Raw genomic sequence first — 12,060 nt, forward strand, 5'->3', positions numbered from 1 at the left:
ACTGACTCATTCATCAGCACCATACGGAATCGTGCTTTGCCTTGCATCATTCGAGCGTAAGCATCCCCAGCCTGTTCGAGAGGAAGTGTCTCGATCATCGGGCGGATGTTCTCCAGGACGCTGAAGGCAAGGGCGTCCTCAACATCAATCGGCGTGCCCGTCAGTGATCCGTAGACCGAGCGTCCTCCAAACACCAGCGGGAAGGCTTGCAATTGAATCGGGTCACCCGGTACACCCACCAAAATAAGCTTTCCGCGAGCTGCAAGGCCGGACACAAGCGGTCCCATAGCATCACCGCTTGTGGCTGTTGTGAGAATGGCTCTGGCTCCGCCCATTCGCTGAAGTACCGCTCCGGCATCCTCGACGGTGGTATCGACGTAAACGTGCGCGCCCAAGTCTCTCGCAAGCTTTTCCTTGTCGCGTCCACGCCCGAGTGCGACAGTATGAAAACCCATGTGCCGGGCAAACTGGATACCCAGATGCCCAAGGCCACCAATGCCCTGTACAGCGACCAGATCTCCGCCTCGCAAGCCGGCATTACGAAGCGCGTTGTACGTGGTGATCCCCGCGCAGATGAGAGGGGCGGCTTCTGCCGAACCGAGCGCATCAGGAATGGAGGCGATGCCTCGCGCTTCAGCGATCATCACTTCCGCATACCCTCCATCCACGGTTACTCCCGGTGTCACGGGGTTCTGACAATTCACAATGTCTCCGCGTCGGCACGGTTCGCATACGCCGTCTTCGCCGGCGATCAAGCCGACGCCGACGCGTTGACCGATTTTCCATCGCGACACACCGCTGCCCAACGCCTCAATGCGGCCAACTACTTCGTGCCCGGGAACGCGAGGCAAAGTCAGACCCGGGTAGATGCCCATGACGGTCGCCGCATCGGTGTGACACACGCCGCATGCCTCCACCCGAATCCGAACCTGGCCTACTCCGGGCTCGGGAATTGGCCGCTCCACTACACGCAGCGTGCTCGGTGCAGAGACTTCTACTGCTTTGTAAGTGTCTTTCATTTGCGTCTCCCTCCTATTTCACTCAATGCGCTTAGGTCCCTCATATCGAGGTTCGATGCCGAGGTCTGCGAGATATGGGAGTTCGAGCGCGCCGTTCTCTGCGAACGGCGCCGCCGACTGTCGCGCGGAACCATCGATGTAGGCGTGTAGAAGTTGTTTTGCTGTTTTCATAATCTGTCCCCCTCGGCGGGTTGCGTCGCAAAGCCGAACGTTTCGAAGGCCGTCCGCTGCCACGACTGTCACTCCAACGGTGCCATAGTACCGGGGGTCTCACATCGTACAGGCGGGCCGATCGGGGTGCCCGTTTGGGCATTGGGTCGCAAGGGGCTACACAGGCTCGATGGTGGCCGTCAAGGGAGCGCGGCGCCGATCTCCTCCGCGTAGGCTGTTCCCTCCGCGATGTTGTGCCAGCCGAGCGTACGCGCCCCTTCCTCCACCTCCTCGATCATGCCGACGATCTTGGCGTTCAGCGGGACGGACACCCCGTACCGGGCCGCAAGGGTGCACACCGTCAGGTGCGAAGCCTCGCTCTTGCGCTGCCGGTAGACGATGTCCCAGTGGATGCCGCTCGCCCTTTTCACGTACTTGTACCCACCCGGTCCGTCGCCCACCTGATGGCCGCCGAGGTGGTCGACGAGCCGGTCGTAGCTGCTGAGAAGCCGCGCGGTATCCGCCGGCGTCCCCGGATGGTAGAGCTCCGGGTCGAACCACCGGTCGCTGTGCAGCCGGACGCCCGCCGCGGCGGCGACCCGTATGGCCTCGCGCACCGCGGCCCCGGCGAGACGTTGCGCGTCCCTGTTGCCGAGCACCTCGACGACGGTCCCGTTGACCAGAGCGGTCACGACGATCTGCGAATTGTACACATGTTTAGTCCAGAGCCGCCCGACGATGTCAGTGAGCAGCTCGCATTTGTTGGGGCCGATCCCCAGGAGCCGGGCCGCCTCGCGGACGCGGGGCGTCGTCGCCCCGTCGAGTTCGCCGACGTAGACCGTTCCCTCGTGGACCGCCTCGAGCACGCCGGGGTCCAGGTACGCGCCTCCGTAGTCGGGCAGCGCGCCCATCGTCCGCGTGCGCCCGACCACGGCGGCGATCGTGTCCTCGTTCATGCCGTTCTGCAGAGAGACGGCGCACGCGGACGGGGCGAGATGTGGCGCGATGCCACGGATCGCCGCGTCGGTGGCCTGCGACTTGCACGCCAGGAACACCAACCCGTCGAGCGGCTCGGAGATCTCGGCCGGCGTGCAGGCGCGTTGCGCCGGGATCGACGCAGGGCCGTAAACGCCGTTCACGGAGATCCCGCGCTCGCGGATCGCCCGCACGTGATCGGCGTTCTGGTCGATGAACAGCACAGACTCGCCCGCCCGCGCCATGTAGAATCCTGCCAGGCCGCCGATGGCCCCGCACCCCACGATCGTAATCTTCGCCATGTTTCCCTCCCCTGCGATTGTCGTCGGCGGGCGCCTAGTGACGCGCCGCTCCGGTCACTCTCTCATTCGGACGTCCAGCGCATCGCGCAAACCATCGCCGAGTGCGTTGACGCCCAGGACGCTCAACAGGATGAACACACCGGGGAACACCGAGAGCCACGGCTTCGTCGTCATCGACGACTGAGCATTCTGCAGCATGTTGCCCCACGATGCCGTCGGCGGCTGAATCCCCACGCCGAGAAACGACAGCACCGATTCCGTGATGATCGCGTTGCCAACCGCCAGCGTGGCGGCGACGATGATCGGGGCAAGGCTGTTCGGCAACGCATGCCGCAGGATGATGCGCGCGCTGCCACACCCCGCCGCGCGGGCCGCTTCGACATATTCCGTTTCCCGGATTGAGAGGAGCGCGCCTCGGACGAGCCTCGCCGTCCCCATCCAGCCGATCCCGGCGATGATGAGGATCAGAATGGTCGGCGACGGCTTCGCGATCGCGGACAATACGATGACCAGCGGGAGCGGCGGGATCGAAAGCATCACGTCGGTCACCCGCATCAGCAGGCTGTCCACGACACCGCCATGATACCCGGCGGTCGCGCCGACCGCGGTGCCTACCAGGGCGGCGACGATCGCGCTCCCGACGCCGATCGACAGCGATACTCGACCGGCGTAGAGCGCGCGGCTGAACTCGTCCCGGCCCAGGTCATCCGTGCCGAACCAATGAATGGCAGCCGGCGCCGCGTCGAGCCGGGCGAGGTCCACTTCGTTGGGCGCGTACCGTGTGAAGAGCGGCGCGCCCGCCGCGGCAATCGCCACCGCCAGGAGGACGATCCCGCCGGCCGCTGCCAGGCGGTCTCGCTCGAAGCGGTGCCACGTGTCGAGCAGCAGGCCCGATCGCCGGGACGGCAGTGACGCGGCGCGCACGCTCATCGGTAGACGATCCTCGGGTCGAGGAGGCTGTACAGGACGTCGGCCAGCAGGTTCGACGTGATGATCGCGAACGAGCTGAGCATCAAGATCGCCAGTAGCGTCGGGTAATCCACGTTTGAAATCGACTGGATGAGCAGGCTGCCCATCCCGGGCCACGCGAAGACCGTCTCGGTCACGACGGCACCCGACACGAGGCCGGCGAGGTCGAGGGCAACGACCGTCACGACCGGGATCAGGCTGTTGCGGAGCGCATGGCGAAACACCACGCGCCGCTCCGCCAGCCCTTTCGCACGCGCCGTGCGAATGTAGTCCTGGTGAAGCACCTCGAGCACGCCGGCACGGGTGAACCGGCTCCAGCGCCCGGCGGTGAACATCGCCAGGACGACGCTCGGGAGCACGAGGTGCCTGGCGACGTCGGGCCACCCGCTCGTGCCAAACCCGGCGACGGGGAGCCAGCCGAGATGAACGGCGAGCAGCAGCTGCAGCATCAACCCGAACCAAAACACCGGCATCGAGATCCCAAGGAACGAGCACACGGTCACCGCGTAGTCGAACAGCGAGTACTGGCGCACCGCGCTATACACGCCGGTCGTGAGCGCGAACAGCATCGCCAGCAGGAACGACGTTCCCATGAGCAGCAGCGTGGCGGGGACCCGGTCGAAGACCAACCGCGCGACCGGCTCTCCCGACGAGTAGCTGATCCCCCAGTGGCCGACTACGTACGCCCCAAACCATCTCGTGTACTGGACGTAGAGCGGCCGGTCGAGGCCCAACTGGTGCTTGATCAACGCGATGTCTCTGGCCGTGATGTAGGGGTTGTCGAGGTAGACTGCGAGGGGACCGCCCGGTATTGCCTGCAGGATGCCGAAGATGATGATCGACACGCCGATCACAAGCGGCAGGGTGCCGACCAAGCGCCGCACCAGGAACGCGGTCATCGCGCGAGGCCCCCCGGGCGATCCCGAGCGGCCGCGCCGCCGCCCCCGGCCGATCGCGCGACCGCGTGTTCACAGTTGCGCCACACGTCCCCTCGCCCGTTCCGCATCGCGCCTGCCGCTGGACTGGCTGCGGTCCTTCTGGTCCCGGTCCGGGAAGTCCTGCCGCTCTGCAACGGAAATTGACTGGAAGGGATTTCTGCATCATTTGTTGTAATCCGCTGACAGTGCCCGCACAGGAGGAGCTGCCCCGCGTGAAGCGCCTCGTGCTCACGGACCTCCTGGCCGAGTCCCTCCCGCGACTCAGCCGGACTCACCAGCGCGTCGCGCATTTCGTCGCAAACAACCCCCAGTTTGCCTCACTGGCGAGCACCCGGCAGCTTGCGGAGCGGGCCGGGGTGGATGCCGCGACCATTACGCGATTTGCGAAGGCGGTGGGGTTCACGGGGTTCCACCAGCTCCGCCAGGAGTTGCGGCACACGTACCTCGGTCGCCTCGAGCCGCTCGAGCTGATCGAACGGCAGCGCGCCTCGTCCAGGAATGTGTACCGCGCCGCGATCCTTCGTGACGTGCAGAACCTCCACAACCTGCTGGAGACGATCGACACGCGAACACTCGATCGATTCGCGTCCCAGATGCTCGCGGCGCGGCAGGTGCTGATCGTCGCGTTCGGAAGCTATGCGGCGCCGGCGATCGCGCTGACGCACCTGTGCGCGGCCCTCGACATCAACGTCCGCACGGAGACCCGGGGCCGCGTGCACTGGGCTACGCACCTCACCGGCCTCACGTCGCGCGATCTCGTGATCGGCATCGGCTTCTGGCAGTGCGACCGTGACGTCGTCGCGGCGGTCCAGTGGGCGAGCGAGCACGGCATCCCCACCGTGGCGATCGCCGACAGCTCGGTCTCGCCGCTTGCGCGGCACGCGAAGCTCAGGGTCATCGTACCGACCGAGGGGATGCTGTTCTTCCAGTCCGTGACGGCAAGCCTCTCGGTGGTCTACGGCCTGATCTCGGCGATGTGGACGCGGATGCCGCCGGCGCGCCGTGCGCGATACTGGCGGATCCGGCGCGCGTTTCGGGATCTCGCCGTGTTCGTCACATAGAGGTGATGGCGATGCGGGTCACCATTGTCGGGTCGGGAGCGATCGGCGGCATCGCCGGCGCGTGGATGTCGATGGCCGGCGAGGACGTGACCTTCGTCGACGTCAACCGGGAGCACGTGGAGCAGTTGCGTACCAAGGGTCTCCTGATCGACGGCGGCCGCGGCGACCACCGGCTGGGACCACAGAAGGCGTTCACTCCCGACGAGCTCACCGACCCCCTGGAGTGCGTGTTCCTCGCCGTCAAGTCCCAGCACACCAAGGCGGCGGTCGAGGGTATCAAGCGCCTCTTGGCTCCCGGAGGCTTCGTCGTTTCACTGCAAAACGGCCTCGTCAACGAGGACGAGATCGCATCCGTGATCGGCCGGGAGCGTACAGTCGGGGCGCTGCCGGACTACGGCGGCGCCTACGTCGACCCCGGCCACCTCGAGTTTGTCATCGAAGGCCCGGTCTACGCGGGCGAACTCGACGGCCGCATCACCCCGCGAATCAAGGAGGTCCACCGGCTGCTGGCCCACGTCGCGGAGGCCGAGCTCCTCACCGACATCAAGGCCCGCATCTGGGCCAAGACCTGCTTCGGTGCCCAGATCGTCGCCAGCGCGCTGGTCGACGCGCCGTCATACCTGGTGGTGGGGGAGGAGCGGGCTCGCCGTGTGGTCGGGCCCCTCGTCCGTGAGGCGCTCGAGGTGGCCTATGCCCACCATGTGGACGTCCCGGGCGGTCCGTTCTTCAAGCCGGAGCTGTACTTCCCCAGGACGCCCGAGGACACGCGGCGGCTCTTCGCATTACATGGATGAGGCCCAGGCCAAACAGAGCGCGTATCGACGGCAGGAGCGCCAGCCTGGCGGTCACAAGTACGTGAAGGTGGCCTCGGGCATCCACTGGGACATCGTCTACCGCAGGCGCAAATCAGAAGTGCGCTGGAGCCATGCGCCGTTGGAGGAGAAGGCGAGAGACGTTGCCGTCCCGGTGCCCCTCAACAGCCGGCTCCACCAGATGATCTACGGGATCGAGGACGGGGAGCGGCAGCTCGGCTGGCACAACTTCGATGAGCTCTACGATCTCATCTGCCGGCTCGGCAAGGCACTGCCGTGATCTCGTCACGGTCGCGACCGCGCGGCCGGCCCGACCCCGGAGCTGCGCGCCGGACACGCACAGAGGAGGAGGAGTGGTGGCAGGATCCACGAGTATCGTCAAAGCGGGACTGTTGATCGATGGGAGCGGTGGGGAGCCGCAACGCGGCATGGCGGTCGTCGTCGAGGGCAACCGCATCACGGACGTGCGTCCCGCGGCCACGCTGGGAACGGTAGGCGACCGCGTCACGGTGCACGATTACCCGGCGCTCACGCTGCTGCCCGGCCTGATCGACACCCATGACCACATCGCCCACCTCGGCTTAGACCTCAAGCGCCGCATGAACACCGTCCCGAGCTTGGCCGTGATGCAGACCGGGCGATGGGCGACAGAGACGCTCATGGCAGGCATCACAGCGTTCCGGGACGCCGCGGGGGCGGATCTCGGTGTGAAGATGGCGATCGACCAGGGAGTGATCGCCGGGCCACGGCTGTTCATCAGCCTGGTCATCATCACGCAGACCGGTGGGCACGGCGATCTCACACAGCCGTGCGGCCTGGCGTCGGACTTTCCGAGGCTGCCCGGCATCCCCGATGGTATTGCCGATGGGCCGGACGAGTGCCGCAAGAAGGTGCGGGAAGTCATCCGCCTCGGGGCCGATTGGATCAAAATCGCGACGACCGGGGGCGTCGGGTCGCCGCGCGGCGGGCCGGCGACCAGGCAGTTCACGCTCGATGAGTTGCGCGCGATGGTCGACGAGGCCCACGCCGCGGGCAAAGGGGTCATGGTCCACGCCCACGGCGGCGACGGGCTCAGGATCTGTCTCGAGGCCGGGGTCGACTCCATCGAGCACGCCGCGGTGGCCGATTTGGCCGACATCGAGCGCATGGCCGACCAGGACATCTGGCTCGTGCCGACCCTGAGCGTGACGCAGCGGATGAAGGAGCGGCTCGCCGCCGACCCGCACTCGCTGCCGTCGTACGCCGCCGCGAAGCTGCCGCTCGTACTCGAGACGCAGCGCCGCAACTTCAAGCATGCCCTCCAGTGCGGCGTCAAAATCGCGATGGGCACGGACGCCGGCGCACTCGGACACGCCGAGAACGCGAAGGAACTCGTCTACATGACCCAAAGCGGCATGACCCCGATGCAGTCGATCGTGGCGTCGACGAGCATGGCCGCCAACCTGCTCGGCATGGGGGACTCGCTGGGGACCATCGCGGCCGGGAAGCTGGCCGACCTCATCCTGGTCGACGGCGACCCGCTCAAAGACGTCGCCGCCCTCGCCGACCCGACCCGTGTCAAGCTTGTGATGAAGGACGGCGCGCTGTACAAATCCCCGGCGCCTGCACGGGCCGGCACATTACTCGGGAGGACCTAGCGGGATGCGAAAGTGGGACCTCGCATTGATGAGCTCCAAGGAGATCGGCGGGATCCCGAAGGACCGATCGGCCCTCCTTGTGCCGGTCGGATGCGTTGAGCAGCACGGCCCGGCCGGCTTCACCGGCGCGGATACCATCCTCGCCGACTACCTATGCCGCAGGACGGCGGAGGGTCTGGACGGCGTGTACGTCGCGCCACCGCTGTGGTTCGGGTACACTCCGTACACGGCGTTCGCCGGCACGGTGACGCTCCGGTTGGAGACCCTTCGCGCGCTCGTCCAGGACGTCATCGGGGGCTACGTCGCCCACGGGTTCCGCCATATCGTGATCGTGAACAACCACGGCCCGAACGAAGCCGCGATCGAGCCGGTCGCCACCGAGATGCGGCGACAGCACGGGGTGATCCTGAGCATCCTGTACCCGTGGCGCCTCGCGAACCACGTCGCGCGGGACATCACGCCCGGCGGCGATGTGGGATTTGGGCACGGCGGTGAGCCGACGATTTCTGTGATGATGGCGCTGGCACCCGGTGCCGTCACGATCGGCGGGCACCGCGAAACGCGCGGGTACGTGAAGGCTGGGCCGTTTACGGTCACGTCCTACAAGGCCGCGACGTTCCGGGGGTTCGAGACCGGCCTCTATAGCGAGCCGTCCGAGGTCCTGCCGAGCGGTGCAAGCGGGGACTGGACGAGTGCATCGGAGGAGCGCGGCCGTCAAATCCTTGAGCGCATGGTCGCATATGCCCGCGAGTTCGTGCCCGCCTTCCTGCGCTTGAGCCAGGAGGCGCAGCAGCGTCGCGCGGGGACCGCGTAGCGGGGGACCCGGCGCGAAGACGAATGGGAGGAGAGAGTATGCGGAGGCTCACACGCACGGTCACACGTACGATCCTCGCCACAGCATGGCTGGCGCTGGTTGCGGGGATGATCCTGCTCCCGGGGCTGCCTCGCGGCGCCGGCAACGCCTCGGCGGCACCGGCGGATACGCTGACCGTCGCGTACCCGCTCGAGCCCGATACATTGAACCCCTACGCGACACACATCCCCGCGGTCGGCGACATGGGCCTGGCCGAAGGGTTCGTCACCAACGACGAAAAGATGCGGTACATTCCGCTGCTCGCCCAGCGCGTCCCGCTGCTGTCGAACGGCGGTGTCCGCCTCGTTGGTCAGAAAATGATCGTGACGTGGAAGCTGAAGCCGGGCCTCAAATGGAGCGACGGCCAACCGGTGACGTCCGCGGATGCGCTGTTCACGTACAAGGCGATGATCGACCCCGAGTTCCGCGTCGATACGCGCCCCGGCTGGAACCTGATCGAATCGGTTGAGACCCCGGACCCGCTGACCGTCGTCGCGACGTTCAAGGCGCCTTTTGCGGCCTATGTCGTGAACACGTTTCGGTTCCTGATGCCCAAGCACGTCCTCGAGGGCAAGGACCTGAATACCTACGCCCCCTACAATCGGAATCCGGTTCTGACGGGGCCGTACAAAGTTGAGCGGTGGCAGCCGGGCCAGATGCTCGTGGAGGCGGCGAATCCGTACTACCGAGGTGCGGCCCAGGGCGCTCCGTACTTCAAGCGGATCGTGTGGCGGTTCGTCCAGGACGCAAACACCCGGATCAACATGCTGAAGACCGGCGAAGCGCAGGTGGCCTGGCTCGTGCCCTTCGATCAAATTAAGGCGCTGCAGGCGGCTCCGAACATCAAAGTCGTCGTGTATCCTCTGAACGCGTGGATGCACTTCGACTTCAATCTGAAACGAGCGATGTGGCAAGACGTGCGCGTACGGCAGGCCGTCGCGTACGCGATCGACAAGCACGGGATCGTCTCGAACATCCTGGGTGGTTTGGGGACCGTGGCGGGCCCGCCAATGACGCCGCTGTCGTGGGGGTACGATCCGCACGCGTACAGTCAGTACACGTATGACCCCGCAAAGGCGAAGCAGCTCTTCGCCGCCGCCGGCTGGACGCCGGGCCCGAACGGGATTCTCCAGAAGGATGGTCAGCCGATGACGTTCGAGAACTGCAACGCCACGGGCGACGCCACCCAGGATCGCGTCCAGCAGGTCATTCAGGCCGAGCTCCGCGCGGTCGGCATGGACATGCAGATCCACAACTACTCCTCCACCGTGTACGGCCAGATCCGCGTGACCGGACAGTGCGACACGTTGTTCCACCGGTGGAAGATCGCGGCCCCGCCGGTGCTGTCGATCTTCTATTCGGCCGACGCATTGCCGCCGAACGGGCTCAACGAGGACTTCTACATCAACAAGGAAGTGACCGACGTCATTAACCAGGCAGAACAAGAGATCGACACCCAGAAGGCCAAAGCCCTCTTCTGGAAAGCGCAGGAGATGCTCGGGCAGGACGTGCCGTCGATTCCGATCTACTACATGGTCTCGGCCACAGCGACGAGCAGCCGGCTGGTGGGTCTGACCGGCAATCCCAGCAACGCCGGCGATGGGTGGAACATCGGTCAGTGGAGATACAGCCCGTAACGCGGTGGGCCCGGGACACCCGCCGCCCGGTGCCTTGGGTCGGACGGAGCGCCGTCCGAGAGGGCCCCTCCACATTCTCTACACACGATGTCCACAAGTAATCCACGACTCCATCGTAGACTGAACGCGGACCCCCAAGAAACGAGGCGGATGTTTGCTTGGCCGTGAGCGCGATCATCGAGATCGAGGACCTGTGGAAGCGCTATGGCGACGTCGAAGCAGTGAGGGGCATCTCATTCAGCGTGGAGCCGGGCGAGATGTTCGGCTTCCTGGGGCCGAACGGGGCGGGCAAGACGACCACCATCCGGATCCTCGCGACCCTGCTCCGTCCGACCTCGGGACGCGTGATCCTCGCCGGCCACGACGTCGTCCGAGAGCCGACCGCGGTGCGCCGGTCGATCGGGATCGTCTTCCAGGATCCGAGCCTGGACAATCGCCTCAGCGCGGAGCTGAACCTCCGCTTCCACGCGATGCTCTACGGGATGCCGTCTGCGCGAATCCCTGAGCGGATTGATGACGTGCTGGCGATGGTGGAACTGGCCGACCGCAAGAATGCCGTCGTGGCAACATTCTCCGGCGGGATGAAGCGGCGGTTGGAGATCGCCCGGGGGCTGCTCCACGCGCCCCTGGTCCTGTTCCTCGACGAGCCGACGGTCGGCCTCGATCTGCAGACCCGAAGGCGCATCTGGGATTACATCGCAGACCTCCGGCGCCGTGAAGGGGTCACGGTGTTCATGACGACTCACTACATCGAGGAGTCCGAGCGGTGCGACCGCATCGCTATCATCGACCACGGCCAGATCGCCGCCCTCGACACGCCGGAGGCGCTCAAACGGCGGGTGGGAGGCGACGTCATCACGATCGGGTCTCCTGATGCCCCGGGCTTGGCCCGGCAGATTCAGGAGCGCTTCGGGGGCGATCCGCGGGCCGCCGATGGGGTCGTCGTGCTGGAGCGCCCCGGCGGCGCCGAGTTCGTGCCCCAGGTCGCCGCGGCGTTTCCGAGCCTGGTCGCATCCGTCGCCGTGCAGCGGCCGACCCTTGACGACGTTTTCCTTAAGCTGACCGGCCGCGGCATCCGCGAGGAGTCCGCGTCCACGACCGATCAGTTGCGGTTGATGTCCCGCGCCTGGGGGAGACGGTAGCGATGGCCGGGACCGAGAGTTGGACCCTCCGGCCGCCGATCGCCGCCGGCCAGGCGGGCCACGAGCTGCGCGCGATCTATGCCATCTGGCTTCGCGAAATCGTCCGATTCAAGTCCGAGCGGGCCCGCCTCGTCAGCGCCTTCGCCCAACCGCTCATCTACCTGGCCGTCATGGGGACGGGTCTCGGAGCGACGGTGCGGCTCGCCGCAGCGCCCCCGGGGTTCAGCTACGTGGCGTTCATGTATCCAGGCATCTTGGGCATGACCGTGCTCTTCACGTCGCTGTTTTCGGCGATCTCCGTGATCTGGGATCGTGAGTTCGGCTTTCTGCGGGAGATTCTCGTGGCGCCGATCTCCCGTGCGAGCATCGTGCTTGGGAAGGTGGTGGGGGGCGCCACAGTGGCGACGCTCCAGGGGATGGTGCTCTTGCTGCTCGCCCCCATCGTCGGCGTCCCCTTGGGAGCGACGCAGATTGCCGAGCTCATCCTGATCATGTTTCTGGCCGCGGCCGCGCTGACCAGCCTCGGGCTGGCGATCGCGTCCCGGATGTCCAGCATGGAAGGTTT

General features: G+C 66.2%; 12 protein-coding genes. 8 read left to right on the top strand and 4 right to left on the bottom strand.

Annotation, left to right across the window (positions count from 1 at the left end; genetic code table 11):
• From VFP86_09155 to VFP86_09170, 4 genes are all read right to left on the bottom strand, one after another.
• On the bottom strand, window positions 1-1,019 hold a 1,019-nt coding region (locus VFP86_09155; GenBank protein ID HET8999798.1), incomplete at its 3' end, for an alcohol dehydrogenase catalytic domain-containing protein.
• A 350-nt stretch (window positions 1,020-1,369) separates the two neighbouring features.
• Complete coding sequence (locus tag VFP86_09160) at window positions 1,370-2,446, bottom strand: 2-dehydropantoate 2-reductase N-terminal domain-containing protein (protein HET8999799.1); 1,077 nt, start codon at window positions 2,444-2,446, stop codon at window positions 1,370-1,372.
• A gap of 54 nt (window positions 2,447-2,500) precedes the next feature.
• Complete coding sequence (locus VFP86_09165; protein ID HET8999800.1) at window positions 2,501-3,376, bottom strand: ABC transporter permease; 876 nt, start codon at window positions 3,374-3,376, stop codon at window positions 2,501-2,503.
• Window positions 3,373-4,314 carry an ABC transporter permease gene (locus VFP86_09170; protein HET8999801.1) on the bottom strand — a complete coding sequence of 314 codons (942 nt, stop codon included), beginning with the start codon at window positions 4,312-4,314 and terminating at the stop codon, window positions 3,373-3,375. Before VFP86_09170 ends, VFP86_09165 begins: the two co-directional genes overlap by 4 nt.
• A gap of 251 nt (window positions 4,315-4,565) precedes the next feature.
• On the opposite strand from VFP86_09170, the gene VFP86_09175 reads away from it, so the two are divergent.
• From VFP86_09175 to VFP86_09210, 8 genes are all read left to right on the top strand, one after another.
• Window positions 4,566-5,414 carry a MurR/RpiR family transcriptional regulator gene (locus tag VFP86_09175; GenBank protein HET8999802.1) on the top strand — a complete coding sequence of 283 codons (849 nt, stop codon included), beginning with the start codon at window positions 4,566-4,568 and terminating at the stop codon, window positions 5,412-5,414.
• Window positions 5,415-5,425: 11 nt separating this feature from the next.
• Window positions 5,426-6,208 (top strand): 2-dehydropantoate 2-reductase N-terminal domain-containing protein, encoded by a 783-nt coding sequence (locus VFP86_09180; GenBank protein ID HET8999803.1) that lies wholly within the window; start codon window positions 5,426-5,428, stop codon window positions 6,206-6,208.
• On the top strand, window positions 6,201-6,506 hold the full coding sequence (locus tag VFP86_09185; protein ID HET8999804.1) for a hypothetical protein: 306 nt from the start codon (window positions 6,201-6,203) through the stop codon (window positions 6,504-6,506). The genes VFP86_09180 and VFP86_09185 overlap by 8 nt, the downstream gene beginning before the upstream one ends.
• Before the next feature lie 76 nt (window positions 6,507-6,582).
• Entirely contained in the window at window positions 6,583-7,863 is a 1,281-nt protein-coding gene (locus VFP86_09190; GenBank protein ID HET8999805.1) for an amidohydrolase family protein, read from the top strand.
• A gap of 4 nt (window positions 7,864-7,867) precedes the next feature.
• On the top strand, window positions 7,868-8,677 hold the full coding sequence (locus tag VFP86_09195) for a creatininase family protein (protein HET8999806.1): 810 nt from the start codon (window positions 7,868-7,870) through the stop codon (window positions 8,675-8,677).
• 38 nt (window positions 8,678-8,715) lie between these two features.
• Window positions 8,716-10,353, top strand: coding sequence for a peptide ABC transporter substrate-binding protein (locus tag VFP86_09200; protein ID HET8999807.1), 1,638 nt, complete (start codon window positions 8,716-8,718; stop codon window positions 10,351-10,353).
• Between the two features lie 164 nt (window positions 10,354-10,517).
• On the top strand, window positions 10,518-11,495 hold the full coding sequence (locus tag VFP86_09205; protein ID HET8999808.1) for an ATP-binding cassette domain-containing protein: 978 nt from the start codon (window positions 10,518-10,520) through the stop codon (window positions 11,493-11,495).
• A gap of 2 nt (window positions 11,496-11,497) precedes the next feature.
• The coding region (locus tag VFP86_09210; GenBank protein HET8999809.1) for an ABC transporter permease at window positions 11,498-12,060 on the top strand (563 nt) is incomplete at its 3' end.

Source organism: bacterium, from assembly GCA_035703895.1.
GTDB lineage: Bacteria > Sysuimicrobiota > Sysuimicrobiia > Sysuimicrobiales > Segetimicrobiaceae > Segetimicrobium.